Source organism: Burkholderia sp. AU27893 (assembly GCF_002223205.1).
Lineage (GTDB): Bacteria > Pseudomonadota > Gammaproteobacteria > Burkholderiales > Burkholderiaceae > Burkholderia.
In genome coordinates this window covers 455007-471904 of the sequence record NZ_NKFD01000002.1, presented here as the reverse complement: position 1 = coordinate 471904, position 16898 = coordinate 455007, and the positions used below count along the sequence as shown (strand labels likewise).

Below are 16898 nucleotides of genomic sequence, written 5' to 3'. Positions count from 1 at the left end.
GACCGTGATCGGGCGGGGCCGGAACGATCGCCGCGTGGGACTGGACGGAAATCGATCGCTTTCCAGTGCGAAACGCCGAAACTATTCAGGATCAGAGAACAATGGGTGGGGACTTGTGCCGCGCCCGTCGTGCGCTCTATTCTGTTCCGTTGGCGATTCGAAGGGGGAGCAGCATGGACCGAATCCAGGCAATGGAAGTTTTTACCCGCGTGGTCGACGCGAACAGCTTCACGCGCGCGGCCGACACGCTCGCGATGCCGCGCGCGTCGGTGACGACCATCATCCAGAATCTCGAGGCGCTGCTCGGCGTGCGCCTGATGCATCGTACGACGCGCAGGCTGTCGCTGACGCCGGAAGGTGCGGCGTACTACGAGCACTGCATGAAGATCATCTCGGAGATCGCGGAGGCCGACGCGAGTTTCCAGACCGGTAACCGCAAGCCGAGCGGCGTGTTGCGCGTTCACATGCCGAGTTCGCTCGGGCGACGCATCGTGCTGCCGTCGCTGTCGATTTTCCGGCAGCGCTATCCGGACATCACGCTCGAACTGGGGCTCTCCGACCGCTACGTGGATCCGGTCGAGGAGGGCATCGACTGCATGATCCGGGTCGGGCCGCTGGAGGATTCGTCGATGGTCGCGCGGCGGATCGGGATGCTCAAGCGCGTGACTTGCGCGTCGCCCGATTACCTCGCGCGTCACGGCGAGCCGCACGAGATTGCAGATCTCGCCGAACATCACGCGGTGAATTTTCGATCGAGCCACGGTGCGCGGGCGATTCCGTGGGTGTTCATGATCGACGGCAAGCCGTTCGAGGTGCGGATGAACGGGAGCGTCACGGTCAACGATTCGGATGCCTACGTGACGTGCGGGCTCGAAGGGTTCGGGATGATCCAGCCGACGCTGTTCATGGTGCTGCCGCACCTGCTCGACGGCTCGCTGGTCGAGGTGCTGCCGGACTGCAATCCGAAGCCGAAGCCGATTTCGATCGTCTATCCGCACAACCGGCATCTGTCGCAGAAGGTGCGCGTGTTCGCCGACTGGATCGCGGAGGTGTTCGAGTCGACGCCGTCGCTGGAAGGGGGGGAGAACTGGCGGGGGCGGGTGGGGGTGCAGGCGGCGAAGGTGCAGAGAGGGGCGGTGGCGGCGTGAAGCGGTCGAATCCCTGACAACCACGGCAGTTATCTTTTAATCGAGTGATGCGTTAAATTCGCGACGCGGCGTGCCACATCTCGTTGTGAGGCTGCGGCCCGGGCGACTGCGGCCACAAGAAATACTCGCGATCAAGGGGGAACCGTGCCGAAGTCCATGACGATCATTCGACGCCTGGCGTGCCTGACCAGCGCGCTGGCGCTCGGCGCGTGCTCGAGCGACTGCAGCAACCTGTTTTCCAGCAATCATTCAACGGCGTGCAATCTTGCGTGGGGCGCAGCGATTGTGGCCGTCGCGCCCGTTGCATTGGTGTCCAGTGCAATCGACGATCACAGGCAAAATGCGCGCGAAGAGGAAACCTGGAAGCGGTGGCAGGCGGGCGATCCGCCCGTTGTTGCGCGATGCGTGGTCAATTGTCAGTTGCCGTTGCGCGTGACTCAGTCCGACTCCGGTGAGTACAAGCAGCTCTTCGCGCGCAGTCTCGATCAAATCATCGCGTGGTGGGGCGAGCACCCGACGCCCGGCCAGCTTCCGGTCGTGGCCGTGGCCTACCAATACAAGGGGCAGCGCCTGATGGAGTCGGATCCGGCTGCGGCGGAAGCTTATCTGCGCAAGGCGGCGGTCATGGTGGCCGAGCCGGAAATGGCCGAAGGCCTCGAATCAGACTATTTTCCGGTGGGCGTCGTATCGAACAACAAGGGGTACTACGAGAAGGCGGCACAGGAGATTCAGGAAAGCCTGATGATCCTGCGCTTCAGAAAGAATGGAACGAGCGCCGACGATTTCAGGTGTCAGCCCATTGCGGCATGGCCACCGAGTTACCCGGTGAAACTGGATGACGCTTGCCGTCACGCGTACCAGGGCCTTTACGATCCTGAGTACAAGAAGATTTCCTATACGTATCAGCGTATCGACAGCGTTTATGAGCCGGTTCGTCCGAAGTAACGCGCGCATCTCGTCGCAGGGGCGGCGTGCCCGATCGGCGGCGCGGTTGGCTGCCGATCAGAGCGGCAGTCTGCCGATGCGCGGATTCAGGCACGCATAGACGAGGCTGAAGGCGAGCAGCGCGAACAGCAGCGACGTGACGATGCGGGCGACCGTGCGTGTGCGTTCGATCCGGATGAAGAGCGTGCCGCCGACGAGCATCAGCGCCGCGCCGACGTAGAAATCGTTGGCGAAATCGCCGAGGTCGCGTTCGACGCGGCCGTCCGCGAAGCTCATGTAGTCGTAGCTCAGCAGGCGATGCAACTGGTCGGGCGTCGACAGGTTGACGAACGTGCCGGCGACGGGCACGAGCCCGATCAGCGTGAACAGCGTGGCGATGACGATCATGATGCGTTGCTTCATCGGTCAGCCCACGTTGTAAAGCGCCTGGATTTGCGCGTTGACGAGCACGATCAGCATGACGACGGCCCAGCCGAGCACGAGCGCGAAGCGCCTGCGGCTGCGGTGGGCGTCAAGTGCAAACAGCGCGGCCATGGCGTTGAGTGAGGCCAGCACCAGCACGTAGAAGCGGCTGGCGAACAGGTTAGCCTCGGGGATCGCGCGGTCGACGTGATTGACCCAGTGATAGGTGATCGGCTTCAAGGCGAGGCCTTCGCCGATCACGGCGGGGTCGAGCAGGCGGGAGAGGGGCGGCGCACCGGCGGCGGCATAGCAAAGCACGACGGCCGCGAGTGCGAGAGCGGCGGTGCGCCATGGCTTGTCGGGGGTGGTCGGGATCATCGGGTGACGTCGGCCGTGTGATGGACGGCGTCATTGTGCCTGTGAAGCAGGGCGGTGTTGATGCACGACTGAGGGGCGGCGAAAGCTGGCTCGTGAAAGCGGAACCGGCGCATCGGGAGATGCAAATGAAAAAGCCGCTGTTTCTTTCGAAACAGCGGCTCTCGCATTTGGTGGCGAATCAGGGATTCGAACCCCGGACCTGCGGATTATGATTCCGTCGCTCTAACCGACTGAGCTAATTCGCCGAAGACTTGAATTATGTCGATCACCCGGCCGGCTGTCAATACCTTTTTCCATCTTTCCCGAAAAAAGTTGCCGGCGGCCCATGCCGGCTTTCATTGCGGGCGGGAGTCGGTCCTCGGAAGGAGGCCTTCCGCCGACCGTCCCCGCTGCGCAGCCGCCATCAATCCTGCGCGTAGATGTTCGAGTCCTTCGTCTCCTTGACGAACAGCAGGCCGATCACGAACGTGGCCAGCGCGATCACGATCGGATACCAGAGGCCCGAGTAGATGTTGCCCTTCGCCGCGACGATCGCGAACGCGGTGGCCGGCAGGAAGCCGCCGAACCAGCCGTTGCCGATGTGATAGGGCAGCGACATCGACGTGTAGCGGATCCGCGTCGGGAACATCTCGACCAGCATCGCCGCGATCGGGCCGTAGACCATCGTCACGTAGATCACGAGGATCGTCAGGATCACGATCGTCATCGGCCAGTTGAGCTGCGCCGGGTCCGCCTTCGCCGGGTAGCCGGCCGCCTTCAGCGTCGACGCGAGCGTCTTGTCGAACGCTGCGCCCTGCGCCTTCGCGTCGGCCGCCTTGCCTTCATAGGCGGGGATCACCGTGTCGCCGACCTTGATCTGGGCCGTCGCGCCAGCCGGTGCCGCGACGTTCTCGTAGTTCAGGCCGGCCTTCGCGAGCGCGCTCTTGGCGACGTCGCACGAGTTCGTGAACTTCGACGTGCCCACCGGGTTGAACTGGAACGAGCAGGCGGCCGGATCGGCGATGACCGTGATTGGTGCCTTCTGCGTCGCGATCTCGAGCTGCGGGTTCGCGTAGTGCGTGAGCGCCTTGAACAGCGGGAAGTAGGTCAGTGCCGCGATCAGGCAGCCCGCGAGGATGATCGGCTTGCGGCCGATCTTGTCCGACAGCGAACCGAAGAACAGGAAGAACGGCGTGCCGATCAGGAGTGCGATCGCGATCAGGATGTTCGCACTCGCACCATCCACCTTCAGCGTCTGCGTGAGGAAGAACAGCGCGTAGAACTGGCCCGTGTACCACACGACGGCCTGGCCGGCGGTCAGGCCGACGAGCGCGAGGATCACGATCTTCAGGTTCTTCCACTGGCCGAACGCTTCGGTCAGCGGCGCCTTCGATGTCTTGCCTTCCGCCTTGATGCGCAGGAACACCGGCGATTCGTTCAGCTGCATCCGGATCCACACCGACACCGCGAGCAGCAGGATCGACGCGACGAACGGCACGCGCCAGCCCCAGCTGCCGAACGCTTCCTCGCCGATGAACGTGCGCACGCCGAGGATCACGAGCAGCGACAGGAACAGGCCGAGCGTGGCGGTCGTCTGGATCCACGCGGTGTAGAAGCCGCGACGGTTGGCCGGCGCATGCTCGGCGACGTAGGTCGCCGCGCCGCCGTACTCGCCGCCGAGCGCGAGGCCCTGCAACAGCCGCATCGCGATGAAGATCACGGGGGCGGCGATGCCGATCGACGCGTAGCCGGGCAGGAAGCCGACCACGAACGTCGAGACGCCCATGATCACGATCGTCACGAGGAACGTGTGCTTGCGGCCGACGAGGTCGCCGAGGCGGCCGAACACGATCGCGCCGAACGGCCGCACCGCGAAGCCGGCCGCGAAGCCGAGCAGCGTGAAGATGAAGGCGGCGGTCGGATTGACGCCGGAGAAGAAACTCTTGCTGATGTAGGCCGCGAGCGAGCCGGCCAGGTAAAAGTCGTACCACTCGAACACGGTGCCGAGCGACGACGCGAAGATCACTTTCTTCTCTTCGCCCGTCATCGGCGAGTGGGAAATTTGCCCGCCTAACGTTGCCATGAGTCGTCTCCAAGTCCCTTGATATAGATGTGCGGCCGCCTTGGGTGGGCGGGCCTGTCGAGGATTATTGGTACGGAAACTTACGGCCGACTGACTCGCGCGTGCAAAACGACTGCAGGTTAACCCGCGCCGAACCGGTGGTTTTATGCGTCCATCGTGCGGTGAAGTGCTTTGATTTTCTGTTAAATCGCCGGTTTTGGCTCAATCGTGGCATGCTGCGGCGGCGCCCGTCAGGGTTAATCCGGGGCGGCTTCGGCCAGCGGCAGGCTGACGCGCACGAGTGTGCCGGCGAGGCGCGGTGCGTGCTGGTAGACGTGATCGTCGAGCGTCAGCGTGCCGCCGTGCTGCGTGGCGATCTCGCGCACGATCGCGAGCCCGAGGCCGCTGCCGTCGCCTTCGCGGCCGAGGATCCGGTAGAAGCGCTCGACGACGCGCTCGCGTTCGGCGGCCGGGATGCCCGGCCCGGTGTCCTCGACTTCGAGATGCACGAGCCCCGCCGCGGGCTCGGCGCGCACGCGCACCGTGATGCGGCCGCCGTCCGGCGTGTAGCGGATCGCGTTGTCGATCAGGTTGCCGAGCATCTCGCGCAGCATCACCGGATTGCCGTCGACGTCGAGCCGCGCGTCGTCGGGCGGATCCGGCGGGCCTTCGTAGCCGAGATCCATCCGTTTCGCGAGCGCGGCCTGTACCCAGTCGCGCACCGCGCGCCGCGCGAGCGTCGCGATCTCGACCGGCTCGAACGTCAGCCCGCTCGCGCGGTTCTCGGCGCGCGCCAGCGCAAGCAACTGCGTGACGAGCCGTGCGGCCTGCTCGGAGCTGGTCGCGATCTGCTCGAGCGAGCGCTGCACGTCGGGCGGCACGGGGTGGCGCAGCGCGAACTCGGCCTGCGTGCGCAGGCCCGCGAGCGGCGTCTTCATCTGATGGGCGGCGTCGGCGATGAAGCGCTTCTGCAGCGCCATGTTCTGTTCGAGGCGCGCGAGCAGGTCGTTGAACGACGTGACGAGCGGCTCGATCTCGGGCGGCGCGCGCTGCGCCTCGACCGGCGACAGGTCGTCGGGCCGCCGTGCGCGGATGTGCGCCTGCAGCGCGTTGAGCGGCGCGAGCCCGCGCGACAGCCCGAACCAGACCAGCAGGATCGCGAGCGGCAGGATCACGAACTGCGGCAGGATCACGCCCTTGATGATGTCGTTCGCGAGCGCGTTGCGCTTGTCCAGCGTTTCGCCGACCTGCACGAGCACGGGCTGCGGGCTGCCCGCTTGCGGCAGCGCGACCGTCGTATACGCGACGCGCACGTCGTTGCCGCGCAGCAGGTCGTCGCGAAACATGACGACGCCCGGCGGCGGGCGGTCCTCGTCGCGCGGCAGCGGCATGTCGGCTTCACCCGCGACCAGCTCGCCGCGCGTGCCGAGCACCTGGAAATACACGCTGTCGACGTTGTCCGCGCGCAGGAAATCGCGGGTCTGCTCCGGCAGCGTCAGCTCGGCGACACCGTTCACCGGATGGATCTGCCGCGCGAGTACATAGGCGTTGGTCTCGAGCGCGCGGTCGAACGGGCCGTTCGCGATCGTCTTCGCGACCAGATAGGTGACGGCGATGCTCATCGGCCACAGCAGCAGCAGCGGCGCGAGCATCCAGTCGAGGATTTCGCCGAACAACGAGCGCGGGCGCGGGGCCTCGGGCGCATCGGTTTCGTCGGGCGGCGCGAACGGGTTCTCGTAGCGCGCGTCGCGCGCCTCGTCGGCGGCCGACGACGGCGCGCCGGTCGGATGGCGGGGATGGGCCGGCGTGGCCATCGCGGCGACGCCCGGGGTCAGCGCAACGGCGTGCCGGCCACCGCGGGCTGGGGCGCTGCCGTGTCGGCCGGCGCGGCGGGCGCGACCTTCTCGAGGCAATAGCCGAGGCCGCGCACGGTCGAGATCCGTACGCCGCTGGGTTCGATCTTCTTGCGCAGCCGGTGCACGTAGACTTCGATCGCGTTGTTGCTGACTTCCTCGCCCCATTCACAGAGATGGTCGACGAGCTGCTCCTTCGACACGAGCCGGCCGATCCGCTGCAGCAGCACCTCGAGCAGGCCGAGCTCGCGGGCGGAGAGGTCGAGCACGTGATCGTTCGCATACGCGATCCGGCCGACCTGGTCGAACGCGAGCGAGCCGTGGCGCACGACGGTCGGGCCGCCGCCCGCACCGCGCCGGGTCAGCGCGCGCACGCGCGCCTCTAGCTCGTTGAGCGCGAACGGCTTGGCCATGTAGTCGTCGGCGCCGAGGTCGAGCCCCTTCACGCGCTCGTCGACGCTGTCGGCGGCCGTCAGGATCAGCACGGGGAGGTTGGAATTGCGGGCGCGCAGGCGCTTGAGCACGTCGAGCCCAGGCATTTTGGGGAGCCCGAGATCGAGGATCAGCAGGTCGAATGTCTGCATCGACAGCGCGGTATCGGCGTCGACACCGGTCTTCACGTGGTCGACCGCATAGCCCGATTGGCGGAGTGACCGGGTGAGGCCGTCCGCGAGTATGCTGTCGTCTTCCGCGATGAGAATTCGCATGGTGCTGACCGATGGCCGGCGGGGCGTTCGCACCGGCCGGCTGTCTCCGAAGTTATTCGTGTACAACGCTCTGCATTGCGGGCTTGCACAAAACACTGTTTTTTTATACAGTGTCTGCATTCGTGGGCAGCGCTTGAAAGTGGCGCGCCTCTAACAGACGCTGCTCATCATAGCAAAGGACGATTCATGGAAGATAGCAAGAAGGGCTCCGGGATGACCGCCGAGAAGAGCAAGGCGCTGGCCGCCGCGCTTGCCCAGATCGAAAAGCAGTTCGGCAAGGGCTCGATCATGCGCATGGGCGACGGCGAGGCGACCGAGAACATCCAGGTCGTGTCCACGGGCTCGCTCGGTCTCGATATCGCGCTCGGCGTCGGCGGCCTGCCGCGCGGCCGGGTGGTCGAGATCTACGGTCCGGAATCGTCCGGTAAAACCACGCTCACGCTGCAGGTCATTGCCGAACTGCAGAAGCTGGGCGGCACCGCGGCGTTCATCGACGCCGAGCACGCGCTCGACGTTCAATATGCGGCGAAGCTCGGCGTGAACGTGCCGGAGCTGCTGATCTCGCAGCCGGACACCGGCGAGCAGGCGCTTGAAATCACCGACGCACTGGTGCGCTCGGGCTCGATCGACATGATCGTCATCGACTCGGTCGCGGCGCTCGTGCCGAAGGCCGAAATCGAAGGCGAGATGGGCGATTCGCTGCCGGGTCTGCAGGCCCGCCTGATGTCGCAGGCGCTGCGCAAGCTGACCGGCACGATCAAGCGCACGAACTGCCTGGTGATCTTCATCAACCAGATCCGGATGAAGATCGGCGTGATGTTCGGCAACCCGGAAACCACGACGGGCGGCAACGCGCTGAAGTTCTACTCGTCGGTGCGTCTCGACATCCGCCGGATCGGCTCGATCAAGAAGAACGACGAGGTGATCGGCAACGAAACCCGCGTGAAGGTCGTCAAGAACAAGGTGTCGCCGCCGTTCCGCGAAGCGATCTTCGACATCCTGTATGGCGAAGGCATTTCGCGTCAGGGCGAGATCATCGATCTCGGCGTGCAGGCGAAGATCGTCGACAAGGCGGGCGCTTGGTACAGCTACAACGGCGAGAAGATCGGCCAGGGCAAGGACAACGCGCGTGAATTCCTGCGCGAGAATCCGGAAATCGCACGCGAGATCGAGAACCGCATTCGCGAATCGCTTGGCGTGGTCACCATGCCCGACGGTGTAGTCCAGGACGAAGCCGAGGCGATGGACGAAGAAGAGTGATGGTCGGGCGCCGAGGTCAGGCTGGCGAGCCGGAGGAGAGCGACGCGCCCGAAACGGCGGGTCGCTCCGGCCGGCGAACCGGATCCTCGGGCGCCGATCGGCGGGGCGCAGGCAGCGATGCCGCGAACCGCACCGCGACGAGGGCATCCGACGATGCCCTCGTTTCGTTTGAGATTGCCGCACCGGACGATCCGTTCGACGACGATGAATCGTTCGACGCGCACGACCGCTCCCGCCGTCGTGTTTCCGGTGTCAGCTTCCCGGGTGATCGCGCAGCCGATGCATCGGCGCCGGCCAGGGAAGATGTCTATACGCGCAGCAGCCAGCATCCGCGCCGCACACGTCGCGCGTCGGGAGCTTCTTCCAGCACTGCATCAGGTGACGCTCCGGGCGCGACCGAGCGCAAGTCGTCGAAGCCTCAACGATCGCTGAAGGGCCGCGCGCTCGGCTATCTATCCCGCCGTGAATACAGTCGCACGGAACTCGCGCGCAAGCTCGCGCCCTACGTCGGCGAAGGCGAATCCGTCGATCCCGTGCTCGATGCGCTGGAACAGGAAGGCTGGCTGTCCGATGCGCGCTTTGCCGAGAGTCTCGTGCATCGTCGCGCGTCGCGTGTCGGCGTCGCACGCATCGTCAGCGAGCTGAAGCGACATGCGGTGGGCGACACGCTCGTCGAAGAGGTGAATGCGCAGCTCCGCGAGACCGAATGGGCGCGTGCGCAGGCGGTCTGGCGCAAGAAATTCGGTGCACTGCCGCAAACGCCGGCCGAGCGTGCGAAGCAGGCGCGCTTTCTCGCCGCGCGCGGCTTCTCGAGTGCGACCATCGTGAAGTTGCTGAAGGTCGGCGACGATTTCCTGGTCGACGACTGACCGCGCCGATCGCGCGCGTGGCGCGCGATTTTGCTGCAACGCAACCGCTTCTGGACAGGCGGGAATACCCGCCGTTGCGTCAAACTGTCTCAAATACCCAATATGCTAAAATCCATGGGTTTTCCTCTTCGGCCTCAACCTCCAGCATGCCGCTATCCGAGCCCGTGCCCCGTCAGTTGCGACATCAACGCGCAATCCGAGCGGAAGCTTACGAGCGCGGCGACGGCTTGTGGGACATCGAAGCCTGCCTGACCGACCACAAGCCGCGCGATGTCGCGCTTGCGTCGGGCATCCGGCCCCAGGGCCTGCCGATCCACGAACTCTGGCTGCGCGTGACTATCGATCGTGACCTCAATGTCGTCGACGCCGAAGCGTCTTCGGAATGGGTTCCCTATCCCGGTCACTGTCAATCCGCCGTTCCCGCCTATCGGGCCCTCATCGGGCTCAATCTCTTCCGCAATTTCCGCCGCAACGCGAACCGGCTGCTCGCCGGCGTCGCAGGCTGCTCCCATCTCACCGAATTGTGCGCCGTGCTGCCGACGGCAGCGATCCAGGCGTTCGCCGGTGACGTGTGGAACGTGCGCGAGGAGGGGGGCGAAGGGCCGGATCATGACGGCGTGCACGACGAAGCGCCTTTCCAGCTCGGCCGCTGCCGGGCGTTGCGGTTCGACGGCGAGGTCGTGCGGCAGTACTACCCGCGCTGGTATGGCGCGAGCCGGCCGGACGTGCCCGGTGAAGGCAGCACGAAGGAATGAACGGAAATCATTCGAAGAAGCGTCTAAAGCGACTTTTCATCCAACTCTCAGACTGAAGGGAATCACGCATGAAGATTCACGAGTACCAGGGTAAGGAAATCCTGCGGAAATTCGGAGTCGCGGTACCGCGCGGCAAGCCGGCGTTCTCGGTTGACGAGGCCGTCAAGGTGGCAGAAGAGCTCGGCGGCCCGGTATGGGTCGTGAAGGCTCAGATTCACGCAGGTGGCCGTGGCAAGGGCGGCGGCGTGAAGGTGGCGAAGTCGATCGAGCAGGTCCGCGAATACGCGAACCAGATCCTCGGCATGCAGCTCGTCACGCACCAGACGGGCCCGGAAGGCCAGAAGGTCAACCGTCTGATGATCGAAGAAGGCGCCGACATCAAGCAGGAACTGTATGTCAGCCTCGTCGTCGACCGCATCTCGCAGAAGATCGTGCTGATGGGTTCGAGCGAAGGCGGCATGGACATCGAAGAAGTCGCCGAAAAGCACCCGGAACTGATTCACAAGGTCATCGTCGAGCCGTCGACGGGCCTGCTCGACGCGCAGGCCGACGACCTCGCGGCGAAGATCGGCGTGCCGGCTGCTTCGATTCCGCAAGCGCGCGCGATCCTGCAAGGCCTGTACAAGGCATTCTGGGAAACCGACGCATCGCTGGCTGAAATCAACCCGCTGAACGTCTCCGGCGACGGCAAGGTCACCGCACTCGACGCGAAGTTCAACTTCGACTCGAACGCGCTGTTCCGCCACCCGGAAATCGTCGCTTACCGCGACCTGGACGAAGAAGATCCGGCTGAAATCGAAGCGTCGAAGTTCGACCTCGCGTACATCTCGCTTGACGGCAACATCGGCTGCCTCGTGAACGGCGCAGGCCTGGCAATGGCGACGATGGACACGATCAAGCTGTTCGGCGGCGAACCGGCGAACTTCCTGGACGTCGGCGGTGGCGCGACCACCGAGAAAGTCACGGAAGCGTTCAAGCTGATGCTGAAGAACCCGGATCTGAAGGCGATCCTCGTGAACATCTTCGGCGGCATCATGCGCTGCGACGTGATCGCGGAAGGCGTGATCGCCGGTTCGAAGGCCGTGAACCTGAACGTGCCGCTCGTCGTGCGCATGAAGGGCACGAACGAGGACCTCGGCAAGAAGATGCTGGCCGATTCGGGCCTGCCGATCATCTCGGCGGACAGCATGGAAGAAGCTGCGCAGAAGGTCGTCGCGGCTGCCGCAGGCAAGTAAGCGCGCGCTAATGAACACGCATGGCGGCGCGGTTCATACGCGACGCCCATCGAACAGAGGTCAAAATACATGTCGATTCTGATCAACAAGGACACGAAGGTCATCACGCAGGGCATTACCGGCAAAACCGGTCAGTTCCATACGCGCGCCTGCCGTGAATACGCAAACGGCCGCGAAGCATTCGTCGCGGGCGTGAACCCGAAGAAGGCCGGCGAAGATTTCGAAGGCATTCCGATCTACGCAAGCGTCAAGGAAGCGAAGGCGGAAACCGGCGCGACCGTGTCGGTCATCTACGTTCCGCCGGCAGGCGCAGCCGCTGCGATCTGGGAAGCGGTCGAAGCCGACCTGGATCTCGCGATCTGCATCACGGAAGGCATTCCCGTGCGTGACATGATCGAAGTGAAGGACCGCATGCGTCGCGAAGGCCGCAAGACGCTGCTGCTCGGGCCGAACTGCCCGGGCACGATCACGCCGGACGAACTGAAGATCGGCATCATGCCTGGTCACATCCACCGCAAGGGCCGCATCGGTGTCGTGTCGCGTTCGGGCACGCTGACGTATGAAGCGGTTGCCCAGCTGACGGCACTCGGCCTGGGCCAGTCGTCGGCAGTCGGTATCGGCGGCGACCCGATCAACGGTCTGAAGCACATCGACGTGATGAAGATGTTCAACGACGATCCGGATACGGACGCAGTCGTGATGATCGGCGAAATCGGTGGTCCGGACGAAGCCAATGCGGCAGAGTGGATCAAGGACAACATGAAGAAGCCGGTGGTCGGCTTCATCGCTGGCGTCACGGCGCCTCCGGGCAAGCGCATGGGCCACGCCGGCGCGCTGATCTCGGGCGGTGCGGATACGGCCGAAGCGAAGCTGGAAATCATGGAAGCGTGCGGCATCACCGTGACGCGCAACCCGTCGGAAATGGGCCGTCTGCTGAAGAAGGCGCTGTAATATTTCCCCTGGGTTCGTCCTGCGGAAAACGCCGGCTTTGCCGGCGTTTTTTGTTATGCTCGCGCAATGAATTCGTAAGCACCGGGCATGCATCGCGCATGTGCCGGCGATGAACCGGGCCGCCCGCCGGCGGCCGCCGTCCTGCCCGTCACGCCATGCTCGAATTCCTGACGTCGCTCCACTGGGGCGCCGTTCTCCAGATCATCATCATCGATATCCTGCTCGGCGGCGACAACGCCGTCGTGATCGCGCTCGCGTGTCGCAACCTGCCGCCGAACCAGCGGTTGCGCGGCGTCATCTGGGGCACCGCGGGGGCGATCCTGCTGCGTGTCGCGCTGATCACGTTCGCGGTCGCGCTGCTCGACGTGCCGTTCCTGAAGCTCGGCGGCGGGTTGCTGCTGCTGTGGATCGGCATCAAGCTGATGGCGCCGGCCGGCGACGCGCACGACGACATCAAGCCGGCCAGCCGGCTGTGGGACGCCGTGAAGACGATCGTGATCGCCGATGCGGTGATGAGCCTCGACAACGTGATCGCGATCGCGGGCGCGGCCGAACAGGCCGACCCGTCGCACCGGATCGCGCTCGTGATCTTCGGGCTCGTCGTCAGCGTGCCGATCATCGTGTGGGGCAGCACGCTGGTGCTGAAGCTGCTCGACCGTTTCCCGATCTTCGTGGCATTCGGCGCCGGCCTGCTCGGCTGGATCGCGGGCGGGCTGATCGTGAATGACCCGGTGGGCGACCGCTGGCCGGTGCTCGATACGCCGGAGGCCCTCTACGGCGCGAGCATCGCGGGCGCGCTGTTCGTCGTGGCGATCGGTTACACGCTCAGGAAGCGCCGCGACGTACCGCGTGCGCACTGACATTGGCCGTCCGGCCGACTGCCGGATTCACGGCCCGCTGGCTACGATCGAGACGCCTGCCTTTACCGGCAGGCGTTTTTCGTTTCCGGAGCCTGCCATGTTCGAAGCCTTTTCCGTTTCCCTGTTCCGTCGCGTGGCCGCCGATCTGCGGCGCGCGAACCGGCCGTCGCCGCGCTGGCGGCCGGCCGGCTTCACGCTGATCGAACTGATGATCGTGCTGGCGATCGTCGGTGTGATCGCGGCCTATGCGATTCCCGCGTACCAGGATTACCTTGCGCGCTCCCGCGTCGGCGAAGGGCTCGCGCTTGCGTCGTCCGCGCGGCTCGCCGTCGCCGACAATGCTGCAAGCGGCGCGAGCCTCGACGGCGGCTACAGCCCGCCGGCCGGCACCCGCAACGTCGAATCGGTTGTGATCGACGGCGAGACCGGCCAGATCACGGTCGCGTTCACCACGCGCGTCGCCGCGGCCGGCAGCAATACGCTGGTGCTCGTGCCGTCCGCGCCCGACAAGGCCGACGCGCCCACCGCGCGCGTGCCGCTCAAAAAGGGCGCGATGCAGGCCGGCACGATCGCGTGGGAGTGCTTCGCCGCCGGCAAGGGGGCGTCATCGCTGCCCGCGCCGGGGGCCGGGCCGCTGCCGGGCGACGCGGCGACGCTGCCCGCGAAATATGCGCCGGCCGAGTGTCGCGCGTAGCGCCGGAGGCAGAGCAGGGCGGCGCGGGCAGCATGCCGGCCGCCTCGTCAGCCGGCCGGGGCGGCCGCGCCGTGTCGGGTCGCGGCGCGAAGGCCCCGCACAGAGGGGGGAAAGTTTTGTATAGTGCGCCGGTTGCTGACATCCGGTTCGCTCATGCCTTCTACTTTTTCCCGTTCGTTGCCGCTCGTTGCGCTGGCTGTCGCCCTGATCGTGCCCTACGCGATCACGAATCACACGTATCCGATCCCGACCTTCTATTCCGAGTTTTCGGCGCTGGTGCTGTATCTGCTGGTGGGGGTGTCCGTCGTGCTGCTCGCGCGCACGGGCCGCCCGGCCGAGCCGTTTGCGGCGCCGGCCGCGTTCGTCGCACCGCTCGGGTTCGCGGTGGTACTCATCGCGCAGGTCGCGCTGATCCCGCTCAAGGTGCCGTCGATGAACTGGCTGGCGGTCGGCTATCTCGCCGCCGCGCTGGTCGCGATGCAGGCCGGCTATGCGCTCGCGCGCGACGGGCTGGCCGAGGCCGTGTCGCGGATGATGGCCGGCGCGCTGCTCGTCGGCGGCGTGTTCGCGGTCGGAACGCAGATCGTGCAGTTGTTCCACCTCGAGTCGGCGCTGTCGCCGTTCGTCGTGGTGTACAACGTCGCGGTCGATCGCCGTCCGTACGGCAACATGGCGCAGGCGAACCATCTGGCCAGCTACATCGCGTTCGCGCTCGCGGGCGCGCTGTATCTCGTGCAGACGCGTCGGCTCGCGGTATGGGCGTGGCTCGCGCTGTCGGTCGTGCTGTCCGTCGGTCTGGCGCTGACGGTGTCGCGCGGGCCGTGGCTGCAGGTCGCGGTGATGGTCGTCGCGGGCTTCTGGATGGCGTGGCTCGAATCGCGCCGCGCGCCGGGCAATGCGCGTGCGTGGGCGATCCCGGTCGTGCTCGCGGTGGCGTTCATCGCGGTGAACGTCGCGGTGCGCTGGGCGAACGTCCACTACCACCTGGGTCTTGCGGAATCCGCGGCCGACCGGATGCGTGACGCGGGGCAGATCGCGCCGCGCCTCGCGCTGTGGAAGTACGGGCTCGCGATGTTCCGCGAACATCCGCTGTTCGGTGTCGGCTGGGGCGAATTCCCGTCGCACCAGTTCGCGCTCGTGCGCTCGCTCGGCGGTGTCGAGATCGCGAACAACTCGCACGACATCTTCATCGACCTGCTCGCGAAGTCCGGCCTCGTCGGCCTGGGCGTGCTCGTCGTCGCGCTCGTGACGTGGTTCGTGCGCGCGGTGCGCGCGCCGCAGTCGAGCATGCGCGTGTTCGGCTTTGCGCTGATCGGCATCCTGCTGATGCATGCGCTGGTCGAGTATCCGCAGCAGTACATGTTCTTCCTGTTGCCGGCCATGTTCGTGATCGGGCTGCTCGAGGTGAAGTCGCTGCGCATCCTGCCGGGGCGTGCGGCATTCGGGCTGTTCGCGGTGCTGTCGGTCGGCGGCGTGCTGGCGGCGGTGCCCGTGCTGCGCGACTACCAGCGCGCGGAAGTGCTGTATTACGGCAGCGATCCGGCTGCGCAGTACCGCGATGCGCCGTCGCTGCTGTTCGGCGCGTGGGGTGAATACGGTGCGGCAACGCTGCTCCCGATTTCGGCGGACGACCTGCCGGCCAAGCTCGCCGCGCATGAGCGCGCGATCGCGCTGCTGCCCGGCGAGACCGTGTTGCGCCGCTACGCGGCGCTGCAGGCGCTGGCCGGTCGCGAGGCCGACGCGCTCGACACCGTCGCGCGCCTGCACGTGTTTGCGAAGGAGTTGAAGGACTGGCCGCAGCAACTGGCCGCGCTGTACAAGCTGTGCGATGCGCAGCCGGCGCTGAAGCCGTTCAAGGCGGCGGTCGTCGCGAAATACGGCGAAGTTCCGGCCGATGCGGCCGATGACGAGGACGACGACGATTCGGATTGATGCGCGCAGCGCCTGCCGGAACGGGGAATTCCGGCATGTGCCGCGCCGTGAGGGAGCAGCGGTGCGTGTCGGGAGGAACCGCCCGGCGCGAACCCGGCGATTTCGGCCGTGCATTGATTACCTCGCGGATCGCGTGGATTCAGGCCGAAGGCCCGGCGATTCGCGTCAACCATTGTCAAATCGCCGCCGCTCGCCGGGCCGTGCGTGCACAATGCGCAAAAGCGCTTGCATGCCGACCCGTGTGAGGCAAGGGCAGCGCGAACACAGGCAACACCCCGGTCACCCGGGAAGTCCGCCACGCAGGATCGCGGCCGAGCATCGATCGGCCGTGCGGCCGTAACGGGGCGCCGGTCCGATGGCCGCGGCGCAGTGTGACGCATGCGGTGCGGCCGGGCGACGTGTTCCGGTGCGCGGCGCGTGCGTTCGGAACAGTGCTGAAGAACGATATTCGACCATGGCTATTCGCTCGACCTACCTGATCCTGCCCGCCGTCGCGATGCTGTTTTCCGGCTGCGCGATGCTGACGTCGTCGCAGGAAAGCAAGCTGACGTGCCATATTCCGCGCGCCGTCTATCCGGATACCGCGAAGCCGCTCACGCGCCCGGCGACCGTGCTCGTGCGCGCGCTGATGACGACGTCCGGCGAAGCGCAGAACGTCACCGTGACGACGAGCAGCCGCAATGCGGCGGCCGACCGTGCGGCTGTCGACGCGATGACGCACGCGACCTGCGTGCAGACGGGTGCGACCGCGAACCCGTTCCTGCTGACCCAACCGTTCGTGTTCGAGCCGCAGCGCGGCCAGTGATGCGTGGGCCGTGCGGCCCGCTTAGAGGTGTCCGCCGCATCGTTGTGCATGGCCGCCGACAGT

General features: G+C 65.9%; 16 protein-coding genes and 1 tRNA gene. 11 read left to right on the top strand and 6 right to left on the bottom strand.

Features of this window, described 5'->3' with window-relative positions:
• Positions 1 to 173: 173 nt before the first annotated feature.
• Positions 174 to 1148 (top strand): LysR family transcriptional regulator, encoded by a 975-nt coding sequence (locus CFB47_RS15315; RefSeq protein WP_089456867.1) that lies wholly within the window; start codon positions 174 to 176, stop codon positions 1146 to 1148.
• Between the two features lie 156 nt (positions 1149 to 1304).
• Positions 1305 to 2093 carry a hypothetical protein gene (locus tag CFB47_RS15310; RefSeq protein WP_089456866.1) on the top strand — a complete coding sequence of 263 codons (789 nt, stop codon included), beginning with the start codon at positions 1305 to 1307 and terminating at the stop codon, positions 2091 to 2093.
• Positions 2094 to 2150: 57 nt separating this feature from the next.
• Here the strand turns inward: CFB47_RS15310 and CFB47_RS15305 are convergent, their stop codons facing one another.
• The 6 genes from CFB47_RS15305 to CFB47_RS15275 form a co-directional block, all read right to left on the bottom strand.
• On the bottom strand, positions 2151 to 2495 hold the full coding sequence (locus tag CFB47_RS15305; RefSeq protein WP_089461598.1) for a hypothetical protein: 345 nt from the start codon (positions 2493 to 2495) through the stop codon (positions 2151 to 2153).
• 3 nt (positions 2496 to 2498) lie between these two features.
• Positions 2499 to 2873, bottom strand: a complete 375-nt coding sequence (locus CFB47_RS15300; RefSeq protein WP_089461597.1) for a hypothetical protein — start codon at positions 2871 to 2873, stop codon at positions 2499 to 2501.
• A 168-nt stretch (positions 2874 to 3041) separates the two neighbouring features.
• A tRNA-Met gene (locus tag CFB47_RS15295) sits at positions 3042 to 3118 on the bottom strand.
• Positions 3119 to 3276: 158 nt separating this feature from the next.
• Positions 3277 to 4935 carry an MFS transporter gene (locus CFB47_RS15285; RefSeq protein ID WP_089461596.1) on the bottom strand — a complete coding sequence of 553 codons (1659 nt, stop codon included), beginning with the start codon at positions 4933 to 4935 and terminating at the stop codon, positions 3277 to 3279.
• A 236-nt stretch (positions 4936 to 5171) separates the two neighbouring features.
• Positions 5172 to 6728, bottom strand: a complete 1557-nt coding sequence (locus tag CFB47_RS15280) for a sensor histidine kinase (RefSeq protein ID WP_089456861.1) — start codon at positions 6726 to 6728, stop codon at positions 5172 to 5174.
• Between the two features lie 17 nt (positions 6729 to 6745).
• Positions 6746 to 7474, bottom strand: a complete 729-nt coding sequence (locus CFB47_RS15275) for a response regulator transcription factor (protein WP_041492943.1) — start codon at positions 7472 to 7474, stop codon at positions 6746 to 6748.
• A gap of 186 nt (positions 7475 to 7660) precedes the next feature.
• On the opposite strand from CFB47_RS15275, the gene recA reads away from it, so the two are divergent.
• The 9 genes from recA (at position 7661) to CFB47_RS15230 (ending at position 16835) form a co-directional block, all read left to right on the top strand.
• Positions 7661 to 8734, top strand: coding sequence for a recombinase RecA (gene recA, locus CFB47_RS15270; protein ID WP_089440940.1), 1074 nt, complete (start codon positions 7661 to 7663; stop codon positions 8732 to 8734).
• A complete protein-coding gene (gene recX / locus CFB47_RS15265) occupies positions 8734 to 9603 on the top strand; it encodes a recombination regulator RecX (protein WP_089461595.1) in 870 nt (289 codons plus the stop codon). Before recA ends, recX begins: the two co-directional genes overlap by 1 nt.
• Before the next feature lie 146 nt (positions 9604 to 9749).
• The gene (locus CFB47_RS15260; RefSeq protein ID WP_089461594.1) at positions 9750 to 10358 is read left to right on the top strand and encodes a DUF2889 domain-containing protein; all 609 of its coding nucleotides are present in this window, start codon (positions 9750 to 9752) and stop codon (positions 10356 to 10358) included.
• Positions 10359 to 10426: 68 nt separating this feature from the next.
• Positions 10427 to 11593, top strand: a complete 1167-nt coding sequence (sucC, locus tag CFB47_RS15255; RefSeq protein WP_006477915.1) for an ADP-forming succinate--CoA ligase subunit beta — start codon at positions 10427 to 10429, stop codon at positions 11591 to 11593.
• 69 nt (positions 11594 to 11662) lie between these two features.
• A complete protein-coding gene (sucD, locus tag CFB47_RS15250) occupies positions 11663 to 12544 on the top strand; it encodes a succinate--CoA ligase subunit alpha (protein ID WP_006477916.1) in 882 nt (293 codons plus the stop codon).
• A gap of 155 nt (positions 12545 to 12699) precedes the next feature.
• Positions 12700 to 13404, top strand: a complete 705-nt coding sequence (locus CFB47_RS15245) for a TerC family protein (protein ID WP_089440937.1) — start codon at positions 12700 to 12702, stop codon at positions 13402 to 13404.
• Positions 13405 to 13501: 97 nt separating this feature from the next.
• A complete protein-coding gene (locus CFB47_RS15240) occupies positions 13502 to 14098 on the top strand; it encodes a pilin (protein WP_089461593.1) in 597 nt (198 codons plus the stop codon).
• A gap of 153 nt (positions 14099 to 14251) precedes the next feature.
• Complete coding sequence (locus tag CFB47_RS15235; RefSeq protein WP_089461592.1) at positions 14252 to 16030, top strand: Wzy polymerase domain-containing protein; 1779 nt, start codon at positions 14252 to 14254, stop codon at positions 16028 to 16030.
• Between the two features lie 454 nt (positions 16031 to 16484).
• Positions 16485 to 16835: a TonB family protein gene (locus CFB47_RS15230; RefSeq protein WP_089461591.1), complete on the top strand. Its 351-nt coding sequence runs from the start codon at positions 16485 to 16487 to the stop codon at positions 16833 to 16835.
• The last annotated feature ends 63 nt before the right edge of the window (positions 16836 to 16898 follow it).

What these genes read in the sequence shown, in the direction of transcription:
- CFB47_RS15315 (WP_089456867.1), top strand. Translation starts at nt 174, where the DNA reads ATGGACCGAATCCAGGCAATGGAAGTTTTTACCCGCGTGGTCGACGCG.
- CFB47_RS15310 (WP_089456866.1), top strand. Translation starts at nt 1,305, where the DNA reads ATGACGATCATTCGACGCCTGGCGTGCCTGACCAGCGCGCTGGCGCTC.
- CFB47_RS15305 (WP_089461598.1), bottom strand. Translation starts at nt 2,495, where the DNA reads ATGAAGCAACGCATCATGATCGTCATCGCCACGCTGTTCACGCTGATC.
- CFB47_RS15300 (WP_089461597.1), bottom strand. Translation starts at nt 2,873, where the DNA reads ATGATCCCGACCACCCCCGACAAGCCATGGCGCACCGCCGCTCTCGCA.
- CFB47_RS15285 (WP_089461596.1), bottom strand. Translation starts at nt 4,935, where the DNA reads ATGGCAACGTTAGGCGGGCAAATTTCCCACTCGCCGATGACGGGCGAA.
- CFB47_RS15280 (WP_089456861.1), bottom strand. Translation starts at nt 6,728, where the DNA reads ATGGCCACGCCGGCCCATCCCCGCCATCCGACCGGCGCGCCGTCGTCG.
- CFB47_RS15275 (WP_041492943.1), bottom strand. Translation starts at nt 7,474, where the DNA reads ATGCGAATTCTCATCGCGGAAGACGACAGCATACTCGCGGACGGCCTC.
- recA (WP_089440940.1), top strand. Translation starts at nt 7,661, where the DNA reads ATGGAAGATAGCAAGAAGGGCTCCGGGATGACCGCCGAGAAGAGCAAG.
- recX (WP_089461595.1), top strand. Translation starts at nt 8,734, where the DNA reads ATGGTCGGGCGCCGAGGTCAGGCTGGCGAGCCGGAGGAGAGCGACGCG.
- CFB47_RS15260 (WP_089461594.1), top strand. Translation starts at nt 9,750, where the DNA reads ATGCCGCTATCCGAGCCCGTGCCCCGTCAGTTGCGACATCAACGCGCA.
- sucC (WP_006477915.1), top strand. Translation starts at nt 10,427, where the DNA reads ATGAAGATTCACGAGTACCAGGGTAAGGAAATCCTGCGGAAATTCGGA.
- sucD (WP_006477916.1), top strand. Translation starts at nt 11,663, where the DNA reads ATGTCGATTCTGATCAACAAGGACACGAAGGTCATCACGCAGGGCATT.
- CFB47_RS15245 (WP_089440937.1), top strand. Translation starts at nt 12,700, where the DNA reads ATGCTCGAATTCCTGACGTCGCTCCACTGGGGCGCCGTTCTCCAGATC.
- CFB47_RS15240 (WP_089461593.1), top strand. Translation starts at nt 13,502, where the DNA reads ATGTTCGAAGCCTTTTCCGTTTCCCTGTTCCGTCGCGTGGCCGCCGAT.
- CFB47_RS15235 (WP_089461592.1), top strand. Translation starts at nt 14,252, where the DNA reads ATGCCTTCTACTTTTTCCCGTTCGTTGCCGCTCGTTGCGCTGGCTGTC.
- CFB47_RS15230 (WP_089461591.1), top strand. Translation starts at nt 16,485, where the DNA reads ATGGCTATTCGCTCGACCTACCTGATCCTGCCCGCCGTCGCGATGCTG.